This is a genomic window from Sphingomonas sp. CFBP 13603 (assembly GCF_014892665.1).
Taxonomy (GTDB): domain Bacteria; phylum Pseudomonadota; class Alphaproteobacteria; order Sphingomonadales; family Sphingomonadaceae; genus Sphingomonas.
Map to the genome: position 1 here is coordinate 144,947 of NZ_JADBIA010000005.1, position 20,318 is coordinate 165,264.

Annotated in this window: 17 protein-coding genes; 6 read left to right on the forward strand and 11 right to left on the reverse strand. The window is 66.6% G+C overall.

Going from position 1 to position 20,318, the window contains the following annotated elements; genetic code table 11:
* Positions 1–30 precede the first annotated feature (30 nt).
* Positions 31–435: a hypothetical protein gene (locus tag IFR23_RS10390; RefSeq protein WP_192975797.1), complete on the forward strand. Its 405-nt coding sequence runs from the start codon at positions 31–33 to the stop codon at positions 433–435.
* A 66-nt stretch (positions 436–501) separates the two neighbouring features.
* Here IFR23_RS10390 and trpE read toward each other — a convergent pair whose 3' ends face one another.
* Positions 502–1,995, reverse strand: coding sequence for an anthranilate synthase component I (gene trpE, locus IFR23_RS10395; protein WP_192975798.1), 1,494 nt, complete (start codon positions 1,993–1,995; stop codon positions 502–504).
* 4 nt (positions 1,996–1,999) lie between these two features.
* Positions 2,000–3,955: a peptidylprolyl isomerase gene (locus IFR23_RS10400; RefSeq protein ID WP_192975799.1), complete on the reverse strand. Its 1,956-nt coding sequence runs from the start codon at positions 3,953–3,955 to the stop codon at positions 2,000–2,002.
* A gap of 161 nt (positions 3,956–4,116) precedes the next feature.
* Here IFR23_RS10400 and tpiA point away from each other — a divergent pair, with 161 nt between their 5' ends.
* Positions 4,117–4,860 (forward strand): triose-phosphate isomerase, encoded by a 744-nt coding sequence (gene tpiA / locus IFR23_RS10405; RefSeq protein WP_197978383.1) that lies wholly within the window; start codon positions 4,117–4,119, stop codon positions 4,858–4,860.
* A gap of 148 nt (positions 4,861–5,008) precedes the next feature.
* Complete coding sequence (locus IFR23_RS10410) at positions 5,009–5,665, forward strand: hypothetical protein (RefSeq protein ID WP_244655588.1); 657 nt, start codon at positions 5,009–5,011, stop codon at positions 5,663–5,665.
* 139 nt (positions 5,666–5,804) lie between these two features.
* On the opposite strand, the gene IFR23_RS10415 is transcribed toward IFR23_RS10410, so the two are convergent.
* Together IFR23_RS10415 and IFR23_RS10420 are read right to left on the reverse strand one after the other, a co-directional pair.
* Positions 5,805–7,190 (reverse strand): leucyl aminopeptidase family protein, encoded by a 1,386-nt coding sequence (locus IFR23_RS10415; RefSeq protein WP_192975801.1) that lies wholly within the window; start codon positions 7,188–7,190, stop codon positions 5,805–5,807.
* Positions 7,187–8,578, reverse strand: coding sequence for a serine hydrolase domain-containing protein (locus IFR23_RS10420; RefSeq protein ID WP_192975802.1), 1,392 nt, complete (start codon positions 8,576–8,578; stop codon positions 7,187–7,189). The genes IFR23_RS10415 and IFR23_RS10420 overlap by 4 nt, the downstream gene beginning before the upstream one ends.
* 163 nt (positions 8,579–8,741) lie before the next feature.
* On the opposite strand from IFR23_RS10420, the gene IFR23_RS10425 reads away from it, so the two are divergent.
* Positions 8,742–8,888 carry a lmo0937 family membrane protein gene (locus IFR23_RS10425; protein ID WP_107954842.1) on the forward strand — a complete coding sequence of 49 codons (147 nt, stop codon included), beginning with the start codon at positions 8,742–8,744 and terminating at the stop codon, positions 8,886–8,888.
* A 94-nt stretch (positions 8,889–8,982) separates the two neighbouring features.
* On the opposite strand, the gene rimO is transcribed toward IFR23_RS10425, so the two are convergent.
* Positions 8,983–10,338: a 30S ribosomal protein S12 methylthiotransferase RimO gene (gene rimO, locus IFR23_RS10430; protein ID WP_192975803.1), complete on the reverse strand. Its 1,356-nt coding sequence runs from the start codon at positions 10,336–10,338 to the stop codon at positions 8,983–8,985.
* A 94-nt stretch (positions 10,339–10,432) separates the two neighbouring features.
* On the opposite strand from rimO, the gene IFR23_RS10435 reads away from it, so the two are divergent.
* Positions 10,433–11,575: an anhydro-N-acetylmuramic acid kinase gene (locus IFR23_RS10435; protein WP_192975804.1), complete on the forward strand. Its 1,143-nt coding sequence runs from the start codon at positions 10,433–10,435 to the stop codon at positions 11,573–11,575.
* Positions 11,576–11,814: 239 nt separating this feature from the next.
* Here IFR23_RS10435 and IFR23_RS10440 read toward each other — a convergent pair whose 3' ends face one another.
* The 6 genes from IFR23_RS10440 to IFR23_RS10465 all read right to left on the reverse strand — a co-directional run bounded on the left by IFR23_RS10440 (position 11,815) and on the right by IFR23_RS10465 (position 17,752).
* On the reverse strand, positions 11,815–12,141 hold the full coding sequence (locus IFR23_RS10440) for a hypothetical protein (protein WP_192975806.1): 327 nt from the start codon (positions 12,139–12,141) through the stop codon (positions 11,815–11,817).
* 88 nt (positions 12,142–12,229) lie between these two features.
* The gene (locus IFR23_RS10445; RefSeq protein WP_060525609.1) at positions 12,230–13,408 is read right to left on the reverse strand and encodes a vWA domain-containing protein; all 1,179 of its coding nucleotides are present in this window, start codon (positions 13,406–13,408) and stop codon (positions 12,230–12,232) included.
* A gap of 12 nt (positions 13,409–13,420) precedes the next feature.
* Positions 13,421–15,334 carry a CocE/NonD family hydrolase gene (locus IFR23_RS10450; RefSeq protein ID WP_192975807.1) on the reverse strand — a complete coding sequence of 638 codons (1,914 nt, stop codon included), beginning with the start codon at positions 15,332–15,334 and terminating at the stop codon, positions 13,421–13,423.
* A gap of 160 nt (positions 15,335–15,494) precedes the next feature.
* Positions 15,495–16,061, reverse strand: coding sequence for a CHAP domain-containing protein (locus IFR23_RS10455; RefSeq protein ID WP_192975809.1), 567 nt, complete (start codon positions 16,059–16,061; stop codon positions 15,495–15,497).
* Positions 16,062–16,161: 100 nt separating this feature from the next.
* Positions 16,162–17,016 (reverse strand): AAA family ATPase, encoded by an 855-nt coding sequence (locus tag IFR23_RS10460; RefSeq protein WP_192975811.1) that lies wholly within the window; start codon positions 17,014–17,016, stop codon positions 16,162–16,164.
* Positions 17,017–17,083: 67 nt separating this feature from the next.
* Entirely contained in the window at positions 17,084–17,752 is a 669-nt protein-coding gene (locus IFR23_RS10465; protein ID WP_342344931.1) for a DUF6975 family protein, read from the reverse strand.
* Between the two features lie 248 nt (positions 17,753–18,000).
* On the opposite strand from IFR23_RS10465, the gene IFR23_RS10470 reads away from it, so the two are divergent.
* Positions 18,001–20,313 carry a S9 family peptidase gene (locus IFR23_RS10470; RefSeq protein ID WP_192975813.1) on the forward strand — a complete coding sequence of 771 codons (2,313 nt, stop codon included), beginning with the start codon at positions 18,001–18,003 and terminating at the stop codon, positions 20,311–20,313.
* The last annotated feature ends 5 nt before the right edge of the window (positions 20,314–20,318 follow it).

A 20,318-nucleotide genomic window follows, 5' to 3' on the forward strand; every position in this document is an offset into this window, starting at 1 on the left:
GGACGTTATCCTTTCAAAGGAGCTTAACCGATGTTTCGTACCGCCGTCCTCGCTGCACTGATCGCACTTCCCGCCATGGCCTCGGCGCAGGACGCACAAGTCGACACGCCGCCGCAGCGTATCCGCAGCGTGACGCTGACCGGCGACCAGAAATGTCCGAAGTCGAGCGGTGGCGAGATCGTCGTGTGCTCGACGCTCGACCAGCCTTATCGCATCCCGAAATCGTTGCGCGACGACAAGCCCGTCGCGGCGCAGAACCAGAGCTGGGTGAACCGCGCGGCGACGATGGATCAGGTCGGGCGTGTGGCTGGCGGATTGCCGGATACATGTTCGGCGGTCGGCACGGGTGGCCAGTCGGGCTGCTTCATGCAGCGTAACCAGGCGTATGCGGCGGAGCGTCGTGCGTCGGCTACCGAGGCGAACCCGCAACCGTAAGTCTGTCGTTCTCCGGTGAAGGCAGGGACCAAGACTGTTCCCTGCCTTCACGGGTCGCCGTTCTGCCTACTCACCGAAACCCGGTGCCTTCGCCCGGCTGACCGCTTCGCGCGCGGCGGCGAGAATCGCGCCGGCCTTGGCTTCGCACTCGCGCTGTTCGTATTCGGGGATGCTGTCGGCGACGATGCCGGCGCCCGCCTGGACGTGGATCGTGCCGTCCTTCACCACCGCCGTCCGCAGCACGATGCACGAGTCCATCGAGCCGTCGGGGGAGAAATATCCGACCCCGCCGGCGTACGCGCCGCGGCGTTCGGGTTCCAGTTCGGCGATGATCTGGCAGGCGCGGACCTTCGGCGCGCCGCTGACCGTGCCGGCGGGGAAGCCTGCGAAGAGCGCGTCGAGCGCGTCCTTGTCGGGCGACAGCGTGCCGACGACGTTCGAGACGATGTGCATGACGTGGCTGTAGAATTCGACGCCGTAGCTGGCGGTCACCTTCACCGAACCGGGTGACGCGGCGCGGCCGACGTCGTTGCGGCCGAGATCGAGCAGCATAAGGTGTTCCGCGCGCTCCTTGGGGTCGGCGAGCAGGCTGATGCGGTTCGCTTCGTCCTCGGCGGCGGTCTTGCCGCGTGGCCTCGTGCCGGCGATCGGGCGAATCGTGACTTCGTCGTCGCGGACGCGGACGAGGATCTCGGGGCTCGAGCCGATCAGCGCGAAACCCGGCAGGTCGAGGTGGTACAGGAACGGCGACGGGTTGATGCGGCGTAGCGAGCGGTAGAGCTCGAACGGCGGCAGCGCGAACGGCGTGCTGAAGCGCTGCGCGAGCACGACCTGGAAGATGTCGCCGGCGAGGATGTAGTCCTTTGCCGCCGCGACCATCGCGCCGTAGCGGCCGTCGGGAAGCGCTGGCGTATAGGTGGGTTCGGCGACGTCGGCACGGATCGGTGCGGGGACGGGCGTGCTGGCGAGCTTGGCGGCGACCGCGTCGAGGCGATCTTCGGCCTCGGTCACGATCGCGTCGGCATCTCGTGCGGGATCGGGCCAGGCGGGCGCCACGAGGTACAGCGCGTCGGTCAGGCGATCGAACACGAGGATGACGGTCGGCCGTACGAAGATCATGTCGGGCAGGCCGAGCGGGTCGACCGGCGGCTGCGGCAGAGTCTCGACCAGCCCGATCGTCTCGTAGCCGAAATAGCCGACGAGACAGGCGAGCGCGCGGGGCAGTTCGGGCGGAACCTCCGCACGGCATTCGGCGACCAGCGCGCGCAACGCGTCGAGCGTAGGCACGGGGCACGGCGCGAACGTCTCGCGATCGGTGGCCCAGTGACGGTTGATCTCCGCGCTATGCCCATGCGCGCGGAACAGCAGGTCGGGGGCGAGGCCGATCAGGCTGTGGCGACCGCGGATCGCGCCGCCCTCGACCGATTCGAGCAGGAAGTCGCCACGCCCCGGCTCGATCAGCTTCAGCGCGGCGGCGACCGGCGTCTCGGTATCGGCGACCTGACGACGCCAGACGAGCGCGGGACGCCCTTCGGCCAAAGCTTCGCGCGCGCTCGTCATACGATCAGTTCCCGGCAGCGCCCTGGCCGAGCAGGTCGGCACGGACGCGGGCAATCGAGGTTGCGTTGGTCTTCACGCCGACGTCGGCGCGGACCGCCTTGGCGAACTGCTCGACATATTCGCGACCGACCGAGCGGGCGATGTTGCCGCGCGCGGCCTTGATCGCAGCCTGATTGCCGGCCGCGTTGCCGCTGGCGATGCTGTCGAGCTTGATGATGAACCAGCCGCTGTCGTCGGGTGCGGCGAGCGTCTTGGCGGTGTTCGGCGCCATGCTGAACATCAGCGCGAGGGCCGGCGGTGCCCCGCGCGGATCGGCGGCGATCTGCGCACGCGACGCGGTCAGCGGACGCGCGGCGGGAAGCGGCAGCTTGGTCTGCGCCAGCGACTGCTGGATCGGCATCCCCTTGTTGATGCGCGCAAGCACATCGGCAGCGACCTTCCGTGCAGCCTGGCGTGAGCGATCGGCGGTCACGTCACGAAGCACGTCGGCGCGAACCTGTGCCAGCGGGCGCGGGGTGGCGGGAACGACGCGGCCGAGCGCGACGACTGCGAAGCCGCCATCGGTGCCGAGCTGAACGAGCTGCGGCCCGTCGCCATCGGCGGCCTGGAACGCGGCAGCGACGAGCGGCGCGATCGCGGGATCGGGCTTGCTGGCGGCATCGTCGGGGTTGACGCCGTTGGCGATCAGCGCCGGCGTGGTGACGGCGGCGAGCTTCTGGTCGGCAATGACTTCATCGAACGTCGCGTTCTTCGAGAGCGAGTCGTCGATCTTGTCATGGACGTCGGACAGTGCGGCCGCGGCCTTCTGGATGCCGAGTGCAGCGGCGATTTCGCCCCGCACCTGGTCGAGCGAGCGACCGGCGACGTTCTCGATCTTGTCGACCTTTGCGACGGTCCAGCCGAGCTGCGTGCGGACCGGGCCGATCACCGCGCCATTGGCGGCGGCGAATACGGCGTCGGCGACCTGCGCGGAGGCGGTGCCGGCATAGGCAGCCTTCTCGACACCGGTCTGAGTCGAGGCTTCGAGGCCTGCTGCACGGGCAGCGTCGGCGAGGCTGGTGCCGGCCTTCACCTTGGCAGCAAGCGCGGTGGCACCGGCCTGATCGGCGATGACGACCTGCGTGATCGTGCGCTTTTCGGTCGCCGCGTAGCGAGCCCGGTCCTGCTGGTAGGTCTTGGCGATCTCGGCGTCGGTCGGGACGGCCTGCGCCTTGACCCGGTCGGGCGAGACGATCGCGTAGCGGACGATGCGGCGCTCGGGCACGGTGTAGCGTGCGATGTTGCGCTTGTAGAAGGTGGCGAGGTCGGCATCGCTCGGTGCCGGGCCGGCGGGGACGACCGCGGCAGGGATGAAGCCGATCGTGCCGGTGCGCTTTTCGAGCAGCAGCGAGGCGTAGGGCAGTGCGAGCTGGCTGGCGACCTGGGTCGCGCCGGTGCTCGGAATGGTCAGCTGTTGCGCGAACGTGTCGCGGACGATGTCGCTGCGGATCTGCGCGTCGGTCAGCTTCCGTTGGGCGAGCACCTGGCGGTACAAATTCTCGTCGAACTTGCCGGTCGGCCCCTGCAACGCGGGGATGCTGGCGATCTGGCCATCGACCGCGCGCTTGCTGACGACCATGCCCTGCGCACGGCCGAACTGCTCGAGCGCCATGCTGGAGACGATCCGGTCGAGCGTGCCGTCGAGCCCGCCCTGGTTGACGAAGGTCGCCATGTCGAGCGTCGGCTGTTCCTGGCGGAAGCCCTCGAGCTGCGTCTGCGCCTGCGTCTTGAGCTCGTTGACGGTGACCTCGGCCTTGCCGACCTTGGCGACGTCGCCGCCGGTGATCCCTGCGCCACCGGTCATCGAGCTCAAGCCCGTGATGTCGCCGGCGGCGAACGCGAGCGCGATCACGCCGAGCACGATGAACGTGATGACCACGCCGACCTTCGAATGGGTAAGGCGGCGAAAGAAAGCGAGCATGGACAGCCGATCGACAGGGATGGGAACGCGGTTGCTTTACGGGGGCGAGGGCGGCTCTTCAAGTCGGGCGGTTGCACAGTCGTTGGGGGCGTGTCGTCCCGTGCGGGCTTGTGCAGGGCGGTCGCGTCGCTATCGCTGGGCAAAACATGCGGGAGATCGTGATGCGGCGGAAGCTTGTAGCCGGAAACTGGAAGATGAACGGGTCGCGGGCGATGCTCGTCGAACTCGAGGCGATCGCGGCGGCAGCGCAGGCTGCGCCGGGGATCGACGTGTCGGTCGCGGTGCCATTCACGCTGATCGATGCGGCGTCGCAACGCGTGCCAGGGTTGGCGATCGGTGCGGAGGACGTGCACGAGGCGGATTCGGGCGCGCATACCGGCTGCGTCTCGGCGGCGATGGTCAAGGAAGTCGGCGCGTCGTTCACGATCGTCGGTCATTCGGAGCGGCGCGCCGACCAGCACGAGACGAGCCACGACGCGTGGGCGAAGGCGGCGGCGGCACGGCGGCAGGGGCTGCACGTGATCCTGTGCTGCGGCGAGACCGAGGCGGAGCGCGACGCCGACCGGGCCGAGCGGGTGGTGCAGGCGCAGATCGAGAAATCGGTGCCGGACAATGCGGACGGGAGCTGGTTCACGCTGGCTTATGAGCCGCGCTGGGCGATCGGCACGGGGCGCACGCCGACGCTGGACGAGATCGCGGCGATCCATGCGATTGCGCGCGCCAAGTTGCGGATGCTGATCGGTGACGCGGCGGCGGGCGTGCGGATCCTGTACGGCGGGTCGGTGACGGGGGCGAATGCGGCGGCGATCCTTTCCACGCCGAACGTCGATGGTGCGCTGGTTGGTGGCGCGAGCCTGACCGCGGAGAAGTTCGTGCCTATCATCGAGGCCGCGGCAACACTTTGAGGGCTTGCGCGATTGTTTGTTAAGTCCCGATAAACATTATCGACTTATGCTTAACGGACGATTCGGTGGTCGGATTGGCGTGACGCTGCTTTCGTGCGAGGTTGGTATGACCAGATGGTATTCCGGTTACGTTGGGGCCTCTGCGGCGATGTGCGCCGTCCTTTGCTCGACGCCGGTACGGGCGGAGACGCCGCGCGAGTTGCTGACGCAGGCCGGATTCGTCGACCGCGATCGCAGCATCGCGCTGGCGCGGATCGACCGGGCGGCGGCAGCGGCGGGGCAGGCGCTGAGCCGCTCGCCGAACGATGCCGAGGCCGCGATCATGCAGGCGATGGCGAACGGGTATCGCGCGAAACTGCTGGGGAACCGGGGGCAGGCGATCGCCGCGCGAAAACAATATGAGGCGCTAGTGGTCCGCTATCCGCGCAATGCCGAGGCGCAGGCGGCGTTGGGCGCCTGGCATGTCGGCGTGATCGCGAAGCTCGGGCGGTTCGTCGGGCGTGCGGTGGCGGGCGCGCAGAAGGCGGTCGGGTTCGAGGCTTTGGATAAGTCGGTGGCGTTGGGTGGCAATCGCGCGATGTTTGCCGGGCTTGCCGGGCTGTTGCGGCTGGAGCTGGATCCGAACGATGCTCGGGGACGCGCGCTGGTCGAGACCGCGAGCAAGGCACCGACACCGACCGCGATCGACGGGTATGTGCGGAAAGCTGCGGTAGCGGTGCTCGTGCCGCTGCGCGCGGGTGATGCGAATGCGACGAAGGCCCTGGCGGACAAGTTGCTGCCGTTCGGGCAGTTCGCGACGGGGTGATCCCGGTTACGGTCTCACCGCTGTCATTCCCGCGGAGGCGGGAACCCATACTGGCTCGCGTATCGGTGTGATCACCGACACCTGAGATTATGGATCCCCGCCTGCGCGGGGATGACGGCGTGTTTGGCGTTCCCTTTATTTAGCGCGAGTACCGCTTGGCCAACATCGCGAACGCGGCGCGGAGGGCATAGGCTTCGCCACCCTTCGGTCGCCCTGGTTTGGCGGACGGGCGCCATGCGAACACGTCGAGATGGGCCCACGCCGCGGTCTTCGGCACGAACCGACGCAGGAACAGCGCGGCGGTGATCGCACCAGCGAACCCGCCATCGGGTGCGTTGACCATGTCGGCGATGTCCGACTTGAGCATCTCATCATAGCCGTTCCAAAGCGGCAGGCGCCACATCTGGTCGTTCTGCTCCAGCCCGGCTGCGAGCAGGTCCGCCGCCAGCGACTCGTCGTCGGTGAACATCGGCGGCAGGTCCGGACCTAGTGCGACGCGCGCCGCGCCGGTCAGCGTCGCGAAGTCGAGGATCAGTTCGGGATTGCCCTCGCCCGCCTTGGTCAGCGCATCGCCGAGCACGAGGCGGCCTTCCGCGTCGGTGTTGGTGTTCTCAACCGTCAGGCCCTTGCGCGTAGCAAGCACGTCGCCGGGGCGGAAGGCGTTGCCGGCGATCGAGTTTTCCACCGCGGGGATCAGGAGATGGAGGCGGACCGGAAGCTTGGCCGCCATCACGAGGCTCGCCAGCGCCAAGGCATGCGCAGCGCCGCCCATGTCCTTCTTCATCAGCCGCATGCCCGCGGATGGCTTGATGTCGAGCCCGCCGGTGTCGAAGGTGACGCCCTTGCCGATCAGCGCGATGCGGGGGTGCGTGGGATCGCCCCATTCGAGTTCGATCAGCCGTGGCGCGCGGTCCTTGCTCGCGGCCTGCCCGACCGCATGGATCATCGGGTAGCCGGCCGCTAGCGCATCGCCGCGCGTGGTCGTGACGGTCGCGCCGTGGCGTTTGGCGAGCGTCTCGGCAGCGGCTTCGAGGTCGGCGGGGCCCATGTCGGAGGCGCCGGTGTTGACAAGGTCGCGGACGAGAGCGGTGGCTTCGGCGAGGCGCACAGTCTGGTCGATGTGCGCGGCGTCTTCGGTCAGCAGCACGCCGGCGCCGATCGCGTCTGGCTTTACGTACCGCGTGAACTGGTGCTGGGCGAGCAGCCAGCCGAGTCCGGCCGCGTCGACCGGACCTTCCGCGAGGCGGTAGGTGCCCTCGGGCAGCGAAGCGCCGAGCGAGGCGATCCGCCACGGCGACGTCATCGCTTCGTTGCAGACCAGCAGCATCGACCAGTCGTCCGCGGTATCACCCGGCAGCACCGCGCGGTCGCCGGGCTTGCCGGTCAGGCGATGCGCGGCGATCGTTGTGCGGATGCGCTGCGACTGTTTGGCGAGCCAACCTTCATACGCGGCGGGCTGGACGACGTGGATCGTCCGTGCGGGCTGGCCGCGGTCGGGTTGGAGCATCGAAGCGAAGTCGGTCATTGTGCGGGCGCCACCAGGAGTTGTTCGTACCGGCCGCTGGATCCCTGCTCGGCATAGGTGCTGAGCGAGAGCGTGCGGTCGGGATAGGTGATGCGGTAGGTGCGGTTGACGAAGCCGCCGCGCAAGCGGGTCTTGCCGGTTTGCGCGAACGTAGCGGGCTCGCCGAGCGCACCGAGGCTGGTCTTGTAGTCGGCGAGCGCGACCGGTTTGAAATAGTAATTCGCGTCTTCGGTCAGGCTTTTGCGGTCGAGCGTGCCGGTGCGAAGCTGGTCGTAGACGGTGCGGGCCCGGGCGAGTGCGGCGGTGTCTTCGGCATTGGACGTGGCGGGCGGCAGGACGATCTTGGCGACGCCGGCGGCGATGCGGCCCGTTGCGTCGCTGAACCAGCTGTTGGTGAGGACGACGATCGCGGCCTTGTCGTCGGGATAGACGGTGTTCTTGGATAGGAAGCCGACCGCTTCGCCGCTATGCTCGACATAGCGGCGGCCGTTCGCGCTGCCGGTGAAGACGCCGAGGCCGTAGCCGTTGCTCGATCCGTCGGCGAGCTTGACGGGGGTTTCCTGCGCGGCCCAGTCGTCGGCGGGGAGCGTGGTGCGGTCGAGGCGGGCGACGTCCCATTTCGCTAGGTCTTCGGCGCTCATCGAGAGTTCGCCGGCGGCGTAGAGCCAGCCGTCCGCGCTCGGCGTCTCGGGGCGAACCGGGCCGAGGGCGAAGCGGCCATAGCCTTGTGGGAACGCTTTGCCGATCGCCTTGTCCTGGTCGATCGCGCGGATGTCGAGCGGCTTGAAGATGCGTTGCTGGAGGAAGCTCAGCAGCGGTTGTTTGGCAACCTTCTCGACGATCAGCCCGGCGACGACGTAGCCGGTGTTGGAATATTGCCACTGCGTGCCGGGTTGGAAATCGAGCGGCTTCTTCGCCCAGCGATCGACGATCTGCTGCGGCGTGACGGGCTTGGCCATCGCCGCGAAGCTATAGTCCTGCGGCCAATAGTCCTGCAGGCCCGAGGTGTGGCTGAGCAGCTGGCGGATGGTGATGCGGTCGCCGCCGGTGATGCCGGGGATGTATTTCGACACGGAGTCGTCGAGGCTGAGCTTGCCTTCGTCCTCGAGCAGCAGGATCGCGGCGGCGGTGAACTGCTTCGAGATGGAGGCGATCTGGTAGGGGAGCTTCGGGTCGGCGGTGGCGATCGCCTCGGACGGTTTTCCATAGGCCTTGGCGAACACGATACGGCCGCCGCGGACTACGGCGATCGAGGCGGACGGCACGCCGGTGTCGCCGAGCGCGCCGGTGACCAGCGTGTCGATCTGCGCGGTTTCGGCGGGGGTGAGCGACTGGGCGAGGGCGGGGGCCGGCAGCAGCACGGCGACGGCGAGAAGGCGGAGGATCATGGCCGTATCGAAGCAGAAGCGCTTGGCGCACGCAACGCCCGCGATTTTAATTTCGTACCGGTTGAAGGGGTTAGCCTAGGGCAGAAATGTTGACGGAACTGGGCGTGTTACAGCCACGTTTCACCCCGTGCCGGGAGGCCAATACTCTCAAGGGGACTGAATAATGTTGTACACCATCGCCGTCATCCTGCTGATCCTCTGGCTGGCAGGCTTTGCCTTCCATGTCGCAGGCGGACTGATCCACATCCTGCTGGTGATCGCGGTCATCGTCGTTCTGGTGAAGCTGTTCACCGGTCGCAACGTCGTCTGACATTGGTTCTCCTGCGAACGCAGGAGCCCAGGGTTACGGGCGGTATCGCGCCGGACCCTGGGCTCCCGCTTTCGCGGGAGAACAGTAAGCGGAGTTAGGCGACTGGGACGCCGTAGAGGTCGTGATCGTCGGCGTCTTCGATTGTGACCGGGACGATGTCGCCGACCGTCAAATGGCCGGCGTCGCGGAGGAAGACTTCGCCGTCGATCTCGGGCGCGTCCGCCTTTGAACGGCCGGTTGCGCCTTCCTCGTCTACCGCATCGATGATCACGTCCAGCGTGCGGCCGATCTTCGCCTGCAACTTGGCCGCGGAAATTGCCGCGGTCTTTTCCATGATGCGGGCGTAGCGCTCTTCCTTGAGCTCTTCGGGCACGTGGTCAGGAAGCAGGTTCGCCGCCGCCCCTTCGACCGGTTCGAACCGGAACGCGCCGACGCGGTCGAGTTGCGCTTCGTCGAGCCAGTCTAGCAGATACTGGAAATCCTCCTCGGTCTCGCCGGGGAAGCCGACGACGAAGGTCGAGCGGATCGTGATGTCGGGCGCGATCGTCCGCCAGTTATGGATCCGCTGGAGCACTTTCGCATCGTTGCCGGGGCGCTTCATCCGGCGCAGCACCGACGGCGCGGCGTGCTGGAACGGGATGTCGAGATACGGCAGCACGAGGCCCTCCGCCATCAGCGGGATGACGTGGTCGACGTGCGGATACGGGTAGACGTAGTGGAGGCGGACCCACGGCGCGATCTTGCCGAGTTCGCGCGAGAGGTCAGTCATGTGCGCGCGGACTTCGCGTGCCTCGCCGCGTGCCATCGGGCCGCCGGTCTTCACCGGCCAGCTGGCGTGGCGCAGATCTACCCCGTACGCCGAGGTATCCTGGCTGATGACCAGCAGTTCCTTGGTACCGGCTTCGACGAGCTTCTCCGCCTCGCGCAGGATCGCGTCGGGGCGGCGGCTGACGAGGTCGCCGCGCAGGCTCGGGATGATGCAGAACGAACAGCGGTGGTTGCAGCCTTCCGAGATCTTCAGATAGCTGTAGTGGCGCGGGGTCAGCTTCAGGCCGGCGTCGGGGATCAGGTTGAGGAACGCCGACGGCGGCATCGGGGCGGCCTCGTGGACCGCCCCGACGACCTGCTCGTATTCGTGCGCGCCGGTGATCGCGAGGACCTGCGGGAAGCGCGCGCGGATCGCGTCGGCTTCCTTGCCCATGCAGCCGGTGACGATGACGCGGCCGTTCTCGGCGATGGCCTCGCCGATCGCCTCCAGGCTTTCCTCCTTGGCGGAATCGAGGAAGCCGCAGGTGTTGACCAGCACGATGTCGGCGCCAGCGTAATCGGGCGACATCTGGTAGCCGTCGCCGCGCAGCTGCGTGAGGATCCGTTCGCTATCGACGAGGTTCTTCGGACAGCCGAGCGAGACCATGCCGATCTTCGGCGGGGAGGGGAGTGTTGTTGCCATGAAGCCCGCGCACATAGGCGCAAAGTTCGGTTTTTTCTAGGCGGCGGAAAATGCATCCGCCATGGGTGGAGATCTTGCGCGGGAAGGAACCGATATGCTGGCGATTGGACTGATGTCGGGAACGTCGCTCGACGGGATCGACGCGGCGTTGATCGAGACCGACGGCGAGGCGTTCGTGCGGCCGATCGCGTTTCGCGGCGAGCCGTATTCGGATTCGGCGCGGGCGCAGCTGGCGGAGGCTACGCGGATGGCGCTGACGTTCGACAAGCCGCGTGCCAGTCCGCCGGTGGTCGCGGCGGGGGAGCTGATCACGCGCGCGCACGTGTTTGCGGTGCATAAGCTGCTGGCGGATGCGGGCGTTGTGGCGGCGGATGTCGATGTGATCGGCTTTCACGGGCAGACGATCGCGCATCGGCCGGATCGGCGCTGGACGTGGCAGATCGGCGATGGGGCTGCGGTGGCGCGGGCGACCGGGATCACGACGGTGTCGGATTTCCGGTCGGCGGATGTGGCCGCGGGCGGGCAGGGGGCGCCGTTGCTGCCGGTGTATCATGCGGCGCTGGCGGCGGGGCTCGAGGGGCCGGTTGCGGTGCTGAACCTTGGCGGGGTGGGGAACATCACCTTCATTCCTGGCGGGCGCGACATGCACGATTCGCGCGAGATGTCGCCGGAGCGGGCGCAGATGATGGACCGCGATGGGCTGGTGGCGTTCGATACCGGGCCGGCGAACGGGTTGATCGATAGCTGGGTCGAGGCGGAGACTGGTGCCCGGTATGATGCCGGGGGGGCGTTGGCGGCGTCCGGGCAGATCGACGAGACGGTGCTGACGGCGATGCTTGATCACCCGTTTTTCGATGCGCCTCCACCGAAGTCGCTCGATCGGAATGACTTTACGATCCAGCCGGCGCGAGGGTTGTCGGCGGCTGATGGGGCGGCGACTTTGACGGCGTTTACGGCCGCTACCGTGGCCGAGGCTTTGCGGCATTTGCCGGCTCGGCCGGTGCGGTTGCTGGTTGCCGGGGGTGGTCGGCATAATCCGACGATGCTGGCGATGATTGCGGAGCGGACCGGGTTGGTGGTGGAGCCTACCGATGTGCTCGGGTGGAACGGCGATGCGCTGGAGGCCGAGGGGTTTGCGTATATGGCGGTGCGGACGCTGAAGGGACTGACGATCAGCTTTCCGGGGACGACTGGGGTTCCGGTGGCAATGGCTGGTGGGGTTGTGGATCGGGTTTGAGGGGGGCGGCTGGCCTTTAAAAGTTGTTCTCCCGCGAAGGCGGGAGCCCAGACTGGGCTCCCGCCTTCGCGGGAGAACAAGGAAGTGCAAGCCCATCCAGTGGTGTATCTCCACCCCGGCGGAGGCCGGGGCCCAATTGGAAAGGTTGCGGTAACGAAGCGCGCGCTCAGTTAGCGACGTCCCCCAATTGGGCCCCGGCCTTCGCCGGGGTGGTGCACCGGACTAGGTGCACCAAGCTATCAGTGCGGCTTCTTGGCCTTGGCTGGCTTCTTCGGCTCCGGCTTCTTTTCGGGTGCCTTCTTCTCCGCCGCATCCTTCGCGCGCAACGCAGGCGCTGCGATCGCCGCTGCAATCCCCGCGATCACCGTCGCGCCGACCGCGATCGCCGTCTTCGGATGCGACTTCACCGCATCGGTCGCCGTCGCGAGGCCGGCCTTGGCCGCATCGGTCGCATCCTCGACCCAATCGCTGGTCGCCGCGGTCTTCTTCGCGTCGGGCTTCGGCTTGTGGTCGTCGTCGTGATGGACCTTGGCGTGCGGCATGGCGGAGTTGGGGATCGACGACATAGGGCTTGTCCTTCGGTAGGGATGATGCCCGATAAACCGATCGCGTCCGTGACGGTTCCGTTACGGTCAGCGGCTCACCGCGCCAAACTCACCGTTTCCGCGTCAGCTCGCGCATCGCGTCGTCGAGCCCGGCGAGGCTCAGCGGGTACATCCGGTCGGTCATCAGCTCGCGAATGATTCGTACCGACTGCGAATAGCCCCATTGCGCCTCGGGCACCGGGTTGAGCCACGCCGCCGCCGGATAGGTGTTGGTCAGCCGCTGCATCCACACCGCGCCCGGCTCCTCGTTGAAATGTTCGACCGAGCCGCCCGGATGCGTGATCTCGTACGGGCTCATCGACGCGTCGCCGACGAAGATCAGCTTGTAGTCGTGGCCGTATTTGTGGAGCAGATCCCACATCGGCGTGCGCTCCGCAAACCGCCGCGTGTTGTCCTTCCACACGCCTTCGTACGGGCAGTTGTGGAAGTAGAAGAATTCGAGGTTCTTGAACTCGGTGGTCGCGGCGGAGAACAGCTCCTCGCAGAGCTTGACGAACGGGTCCATCGAGCCGCCGACGTCGAGGAACAGCAGCAGTTTCACCGCATTGCGGCGTTCGGCGCGCATGACGATGTCCAGATAACCTTGCCGCGCGGTGCCGGCGATCGTGCCGTCGATGTCGAGTTCGTCGGCGGCGCCGTCGCGGGCGAAGCGGCGCAGGCGGCGGAGTGCCACCTTGATGTTGCGGGTGCCGAGTTCCTTGGTGTTGTCGAGGTTGCGGAACTCGCGCTGGTCCCAGACTTTCAGCGCGCGCTTGTGCGTGCTTTCGCCGCCGATGCGGACGCCTTCGGGGTTGTAGCCGCCGTTGCCGTAAGGTGACGTGCCGCCGGTGCCGACCCATTTGTTGCCGCCCTGGTGGCGTTCCTTCTGTTCCTCGAGGCGTTTCTTGAGCGTCTCCATGATCTCGTCCCACGAGCCGAGCGACTTGATCGCAGCCATCTCCTCGGGGGTCAGGAATTTCTCGGCGACCGCCTTCAGCCAGTCCTCGGGCACTTCGCCAGCGGGCGTGCCGTAGCTGGTGGCGAGGCCGCGGAAGACCTTGGCGAAGACCTGGTCGAACTTGTCGAGCAGCCCCTCGTCCTTCACGTACACCGCGCGGGAGAGGTAGTAGAAGTCCTCGGGCGTCCGCTCGATCACCTCGGCGTCGAGCGCCTCCAGCAGGATGAGGTGCTCCTTGAGGCTGGCGGGGATGCCGGCGCTTCGGAGTTCGTCGAGGAAGTTCAGGAACATGGGGTCACGTCCTCACTTGGTAGCCGCGATCGGCAGTTCGATCGCGCTGGGTTGCGCGGCCGAGTGGAAGACGCTGATCGTGGCCTTGCGGTAGTCGGCGGGTTTGGCGTCGAAGATGTTGGGGACGTAGGTCTGCGGGTTGCGGTCGTAGAGCGGGAACCAGCTCGACTGGACCTGGACCATGATGCGGTGGCCGGGGAGGAAGACGTGGCTGGCGTTGGGTAGCACGACGCGAAAATGCGTCGGCTGGCCGGCAACGATCGGGGTCGGCTTCTCGAAGCTGTCGCGGTAGCGGCCCCGCAGAATGTCCATCGAGACGGCGAGCTGATAGCCGCCCATATCGGGCTTGTCGGAATATTCCGCTGGATAGACGTCGATCAGTTTCACCACGAAATCGCCGTCGGTGCCGGTGGTGCTGGCGATCAGGTCCGCGACGGGGGCGCCGGCGATCGCGACCGCGGTCGTCAGCGGCGGCGTCTGGTAGGTCAGGACGTCGGTGCGGTCGGAGAACGGGCGTTGATCGTCGACCAGCCATTGCCGCCAGGTCGAGCCGGTCGCGTAGGTCGGACGAATCGGGCGGAGGCGGTAGGGGATCGGCTTGGCGGGGTCGGAGATATAGTCGTCGTGGCCGTCCTGCGCGGGGGCGGCGGCGCCGAGGCCGCTGGCGGGCTGGAAGTAGAGTTTCTGCGTGGCGGTCGAGTTTGGCCAGCCGGCGAGCGTCTGCCACTGGTTCGCGCCGGTCTGGAACGCGGTGACGGGGGCGAGCGCGGGCGGTGTCGCGCCGGTCTTTAGCGCGCCGTTCAGGAACGGAAGCAGCACGTTCTTGCGGAACCAGAGTGCGGTGTCGGCATCGAAGCGGATCGCGCCGAGCGTCGAGCCGTCGCCGTTCGCGCCGCCATGCGCCCAGGGGCCGAGCGCGAGGTGGTTGACGTGGTTGGGGTCGACTTTCGATACGGCTTCGTAGGCTGCGACCGCGCCGTAGATGTCCTCCTGGTCCCATTGGCTGGCGACCCAGAGCGTCTGCACGGTCTGTGGTTGCTTGGGCAGGATCGTCTCGAGTGCCTGGCCTTGCCAGAACGCGTCATAGGTCGGGTGATCGTGGAGGCGGTTGACGAACGGGAGCTGTTCGAGGCCGCGGTTTTTCACGAATTCGCTCGCGGACCCGGCGCGGAGGAACGTGTCGTAATCGTCGTAGGCGTCGCGCCAGAGGTCGCCGGCTTCGCCTTTCGCTGCGTCCTGCGTGTAGTAATAATCGTAGCCGATCTGGCGGAACGCGCCGCCGTGGAAGTCGTCGTCGCCCTTCCAGGTGTTGATGACCGGGTTCATCGGGACGGCGGCCTTCAGCGCGGGGTGCGGGTTCACCAGCGCCATCGCGGCCATCATGCCGTCGTAGCTGCCGCCGATGATGCCGACGCGGCCGTTGCTGTTCTTGAGATTCTTCACGAGCCAGTCGATCGTGTCGTAGGCGTCGGTCGAGTGATCGACTTTCGTCTTGTTGAGCGGGCCGATCAGCGGGCGTTCGTTGATGTACGCGCCGTTCGAACCGTTCTTGCCGCGGACGTCCTCGAACACGCGGATATAGCCGGCGTCGAAGAACATCGCGTCCGATGCGCGGAGATTCATCGCGCCGCTGGGGCTGGAGGATCGGCTGGCGCTGCTCTCGGCGTTGTAGGGGGTGCGCTGGAGCAGGATCGGTGCGTCGGTGACGCCCTTGCGCTGAAGAATGACCGCGTGGAGCGTGACGCCGTCGCGCATCGGGATATCGACTTCGCGGCGGTCGAAGTCGAAGCTGGCGTTGGCGGGGACGAACTTGGCGGGGATGTCGCCGCCGGGGGGCGGGGCCTTTTCCTTCTGCGCGCCGACGATCGCGGGGGCGGTGGTCGCGAGCAAGGCCAGCGTGACCGTCGTAAGAGCCTTGAACCGCATCGCTATCCTCACCGTCTTTTCGAATACGGTGGTGGCACGGTTTGAAGGGTGGCGGAAATCCATTCGCGCCGTCATCCTGACGAAAGTCAGGATCCAGGGTTGCGAACGCGGTCTTTCTTGGCTCTGGATCCTGACTTTCGTCAGGATGACGGACGCGCGTTCAGCGGGCGATGGGTTCGCCGCTGACGGGCACGTAGGCGTCAATCAGCGCACCGACATAATCGGGGTTGCGGCTCGTCAGTTCGGCGGCGGCGTGCGCGTGGCCGTAGATGAAGCCGTAGACCGGGTAGATCCCGCCGCCGAGGCCGTCGACGTCCTTGTACCAGACCTTCACGTCGCTCCAGTCGTTGTTGCGCGACACGTCGAACAGCGTGACGTCCTGTTCGGCATGGCCGCGTTCGCCGTTCTGGCGCGACCAGTTGGCGTGGGTTAGCATGACGACGCGCTTCTCGACCACCCGGCTGACGACCGCGACATGACCCATCGGCAGGCGCTTGGTCTTCTCGAACACGATCACCGCGCCTTCCTTGGGTTTGTGCGTGCGTTCGTATTTGCCGTCGGCCTGCTCCCACCAGGTCCAGGCGTTGCCGTAGATCTGGATCCCCGACGCGGCGCGGGCGAAGGGGACGCACTGGCCGACATAATCGAGCAGCGAACCGGCATGGGCGCTGGCGGCCGTCGTGGCGGCAAGAGCGAGGCAGAGGAGCGTTCGGGGGATTCGCTTCATGCTCCCCCGATACGCAGTCGACGATGACCGGTCGGTTTCGGCCTATGGTTAACGGTCTCGCTCGCCCCGTTTTTCGGGCAGGTGGGCGCGTGGTCTGTGATTAACCCTGGTTCTTCTGCCGTTTCGCCATGAACGCGAGGCGTTCGAACAGCATCACATCCTGCTCGTTCTTCAGCAGCGCACCGTGGAGCGGCGGGATCGCCTTGGTCGGGTCTCGGTTCTGCAGGATGTCGAGCGGCATGTCCTCGTGGAGCAGCAGCTTCAGCCAGTCGAGCAACTCGCTGGTCGACGGTTTCTTCTTCAGCCCCGGCACGTCGCGGACGTCGTAGAACAGGTCCATCGCCTTGCTGACCAGGATCTTCTGGATGCCGGGGAAATGCACGTCGACGATCGCCTGCATCGTCTGGCGATCGGGAAACTTGATGTAGTGGAAGAAACAGCGGCGGAGGAACGCGTCGGGCAATTCCTTCTCGTTGTTGCTGGTGATGATGACGATCGGGCGCTCGACCGCGCGCACCGTTTCCTTGGTCTCGTAGACGTGGAACTCCATCCGATCGAGTTCCTGCAACAGGTCGTTGGGGAACTCGATATCGGCCTTGTCGATCTCGTCGATCAGCAGCACGGGCGGCGCGGGTTGCGTGAACGCCTCCCACAATTTGCCCTTGCGGATATAGTTGCCGATGTCGTGGACGCGCGCATCGCCGAGCTGGCCGTCGCGCAGGCGAGCGACCGCGTCGTATTCGTACAGGCCTTGCTGCGCCTTGGTGGTCGACTTGATGTTCCACTCGATCAGCGACGCGCCGAGTGCCTTGGCGATCTCGTAGGCGAGGACGGTCTTGCCAGTGCCGGGTTCGCCCTTGATCAGCAGCGGACGGCGCAGCGTCACGGCGGCGTTGACCGCGACTTTCAGATCGTCGGTCGCGACGTAGCTCTGGGTGCCCTCGAAGCGCTTCATGCGATGTCCCGTCCGGTTCTGAATACCGGGTATGGATAGAGGGGAAGCGTTGGTCAGCGCAAGCCGGTTACAGGTCGCCGCGGGCACTCGATCGCGCTTCGAGCAGCGACCACAGGCCGCGGTGCTGCGCGAAGAGTTGCTGCGCGCCGAAGAGGATCGCGCGTTCTCGACCGGGCGATGCGCCAAGGCTGGCGATCGCCGCGGCCGTTTCGGACGCCGGCGGAAAAGTCGATGGAGGTGTCTCGACACCGAACCGGTCCGCGGCCGCGTCGAGGACACGCCGGACACTGGCCCAGTCGTGGATCAGGGCGGCGACCGCGCCGGTCGCGCAGCCGGTGCGTTCCGAGCGCGCGAGCATCTCGAGCGCATGGCGTTCGCCGACCAGTGCGGATTCGCTTTCCGCCTGGCCCGGCGTCGACGGCAGTGGACCAACCGCGGCGGTCAGTTGGGCGAGATACGCACGTTCGTCGGCAAACCCGGCTGCCACGACAGTCAGCCAGCCGGTCGCTTCGGGGTGCACGGCGTGGGCGAGAACGTCGGCGATCATGCCGGGATGATGGCAATGGATCGCGCATACCGCGTGCACCGCGTCGGAGAGGTTGCGCTGCGCCGGGCCGCCACCGGTCAGGCGATGGATGTGCGGGTGCGCTGCGCTGCCGTCGGCCGCGCCCAGGCGGACGAGCGCGTCCCATGCGCTTGACGGCTCGATCTGTGTTACGGCGTTGGAAATCATCATATCCCAGACGTAATGCAGCGCGGCAAACCTCAACCGCGCTCCCTTGTCTCCGGTATCCTTATACGAAGCGCGTAAAGACGCGGTGAACGTGACTTTAAGTATCGCAGGATGCGGCAAGGTGCGATCGCGCGTCCCGTTGCTCCCGAGCGTTTACCCCACAATGCGGACTTTACGCAGCGATGTGGCACCGCGATAACGCGCCGCGTCGCCGATACGGCTCGGCGGCATGATCCCACGGAGACTACAGGATGCGCACATGGTTGCTCGGGCTTGCACTTGCTTCGGTCGGAACCGCCGCGATGGCCGCTGATCAGGTCACGCCGTCGGCTGCCCCCGCTGCACCCGCCCCTGCACCGATACGTCCGGTCGAAGCCGCCAAGCCCGGCGACCTGACGATGGCGCGCGTGTTCGGCAACCCGGACCTGTCGGGATCGCAGCCTAAAGCGGTCCGGCTATCGCCCGACGGCACGCTGCTGACGAGCTTGCGCAACCGCGACGACGAGAAGGAGCGCTTCGATCTCTGGGCGGTCGACACCGCGACCGGGCAGGCGCGGATGCTGGTCGATTCGAAGACCGTCGGCAGCGGCGCGGAACTGACCGAAGCCGAGAAGATGCAGCGCGAGCGCGCGCGGATCGGTGGCCAGAAGGGCATCGTCGCGTATGACTGGGCGCCGGACGGCAAGTCGATCCTCGTGCCGCTCGACGGCGACCTGTATCTCGCCGGGCTCGACGGCAAGGTGAAGCGGTTGACCAACACCCCCGGCGGCGAGCTGAACCCGGTGGTCAGCCCCAAGGGCAGCTTCGTCTCGTTCGTTCGCGACCAGAACGTCTTCGTGCAGCCGCTCGCCGGCGGCGACGCGCGCGCGGTGACGACCGGCGGCGGCGGCACGGTCCACTTCGGCGAGGCGGAGTTCGTCGCGCAGGAGGAAATGGATCGCCGCACGGGCTATTGGTGGTCACCGGACGAGCAATATGTCGCGGTCGAGCGGTTCGACGAGGCGCCCGTCCATACCGCGACGCGCGCATCAATCGGCGCGACCGGGACCAAGGTTTACGAGCAGCGCTATCCCGCCGCGGGCACGCCCAACGTGCTGGTCGATCTGTACATCATGAAGCCGGATGGCTCGGGGCAGGTGAAGGTCGATCTCGGCACCAACCCCGACATCTATCTCGCGCGGGTGGACTGGACGCCGGATGGCCGGATGCTGCTGGTCCAGCGCCAGAGTCGCGACCAGAAGCTGCTGGAGATGCTGCGTGTCGATCCGGCGACGGGCAAGTCGACGGTGCTGTTCACCGAGAAGTCGGGCGTGAAGAGCTGGCTCAACCTGTCCGATGCGTATCACGTGCTCAAGGACGGCAGCCTGATCTGGCGGTCGGAGCGGAGCGGCTACGGCCAGCTCTACCGGTTCGCGTCGGGGAAGTGGACGCAGCTGACGAAGGGCGATTGGGTCGTCACCGATCTGGTCGGCGTCGATGAAACCAAGGGGCGGCTGTTCTTCCTCGGCAACAAAGACGACGTGCTTGAGCAGCAGCTCTATTCGGTCGACGTCGCCAAGCCGAACGTCATCACCAAGCTGACCGAAGCGGGCTGGTGGAACAGCGCGACGATGGATGCGGCAGCCAGCCGGTTCATCATCTCGCGCTCGAACCCCAAGCAGCCGACTCAGGTCTATCTGGCCGACGCGACCGGCAAGCGGATTTCGTGGATCAACGAGAATGCGGTGGTCGAGGGGCATCCCTACTACCCGTATCTTTCGAGCCACCAGGAGACCAAGTTCGGGACGCTCAAGGCCAAGAACGGCATGACGCTCTATTACGAGATGATCACGCCGCCGCTGGAGCCGGGCAAGAAATACCCGGTGTTCTTCGAACATTACGGCGGACCCGGCACCGGCCAGCAGGTCACGCGCGGCTGGCAGGGCGGATTGCCGCAGTATCTGGTCGATCGCGGCTGGATCTACTTCAAGATCGACAATCGCGGCTCGTATAACCGCGGCAAGGCGTTCGAGGACCAGATCTATCACGCGATGGGGACGGTCGAGGTCGAGGATCAGCTGGCGGGGGCGAACTATCTGAAGTCGCTGCCATTCGTCGAACCGAGCAAGATCGCGACCTATGGCTGGTCGTACGGCGGCTACATGTCGCTGAAGATGCTGGAGAAGACGCCGGGCGTGTATGCGGCCGCCGTCTCGGGCGCACCGGTCACTGACTGGCAGTTGTACGACACGCATTATACCGAGCGGTATCTGGGCGATCCGGCGAAGGATCCGGCGAGCTATGCGACGTCGGCGGCGGTCGAGGAGGCGAACCGCATCGTCGATCCGTTGCTGCTGATCCACGGCATGGCGGACGACAACGTGTTCCTCGACAATTCGACCAAGGTCGCCGCGCGGATGCAGGCGACCGATACGCCGTTCGAGATGATGTTCTACCCCGGCTACACGCACCGCGTGGCGGGGCCGGGGATCAGCGAGCATGTCTGGGGGACGATCCTGAACTTCCTCGACCGGACGGTGAAGGACAAGCCGGTGCCCGAGGCGGCTGCGGCGCCGGTGAAGTAACGTCC

Coding starts and splice junctions, on each gene's coding strand:
- IFR23_RS10390 (WP_192975797.1), top strand. CDS start 31: ATGTTTCGTACCGCCGTCCTCGCTGCACTGATCGCACTTCCCGCCATG.
- trpE (WP_192975798.1), bottom strand. CDS start 1,995: ATGACGAGCGCGCGCGAAGCTTTGGCCGAAGGGCGTCCCGCGCTCGTC.
- IFR23_RS10400 (WP_192975799.1), bottom strand. CDS start 3,955: ATGCTCGCTTTCTTTCGCCGCCTTACCCATTCGAAGGTCGGCGTGGTC.
- tpiA (WP_197978383.1), top strand. CDS start 4,117: ATGCGGCGGAAGCTTGTAGCCGGAAACTGGAAGATGAACGGGTCGCGG.
- IFR23_RS10410 (WP_244655588.1), top strand. CDS start 5,009: ATGTGCGCCGTCCTTTGCTCGACGCCGGTACGGGCGGAGACGCCGCGC.
- IFR23_RS10415 (WP_192975801.1), bottom strand. CDS start 7,190: ATGACCGACTTCGCTTCGATGCTCCAACCCGACCGCGGCCAGCCCGCA.
- IFR23_RS10420 (WP_192975802.1), bottom strand. CDS start 8,578: ATGATCCTCCGCCTTCTCGCCGTCGCCGTGCTGCTGCCGGCCCCCGCC.
- IFR23_RS10425 (WP_107954842.1), top strand. CDS start 8,742: ATGTTGTACACCATCGCCGTCATCCTGCTGATCCTCTGGCTGGCAGGC.
- rimO (WP_192975803.1), bottom strand. CDS start 10,338: ATGGCAACAACACTCCCCTCCCCGCCGAAGATCGGCATGGTCTCGCTC.
- IFR23_RS10435 (WP_192975804.1), top strand. CDS start 10,433: ATGCTGGCGATTGGACTGATGTCGGGAACGTCGCTCGACGGGATCGAC.
- IFR23_RS10440 (WP_192975806.1), bottom strand. CDS start 12,141: ATGTCGTCGATCCCCAACTCCGCCATGCCGCACGCCAAGGTCCATCAC.
- IFR23_RS10445 (WP_060525609.1), bottom strand. CDS start 13,408: ATGTTCCTGAACTTCCTCGACGAACTCCGAAGCGCCGGCATCCCCGCC.
- IFR23_RS10450 (WP_192975807.1), bottom strand. CDS start 15,334: ATGCGGTTCAAGGCTCTTACGACGGTCACGCTGGCCTTGCTCGCGACC.
- IFR23_RS10455 (WP_192975809.1), bottom strand. CDS start 16,061: ATGAAGCGAATCCCCCGAACGCTCCTCTGCCTCGCTCTTGCCGCCACG.
- IFR23_RS10460 (WP_192975811.1), bottom strand. CDS start 17,016: ATGAAGCGCTTCGAGGGCACCCAGAGCTACGTCGCGACCGACGATCTG.
- IFR23_RS10465 (WP_342344931.1), bottom strand. CDS start 17,752: ATGATGATTTCCAACGCCGTAACACAGATCGAGCCGTCAAGCGCATGG.
- IFR23_RS10470 (WP_192975813.1), top strand. CDS start 18,001: ATGCGCACATGGTTGCTCGGGCTTGCACTTGCTTCGGTCGGAACCGCC.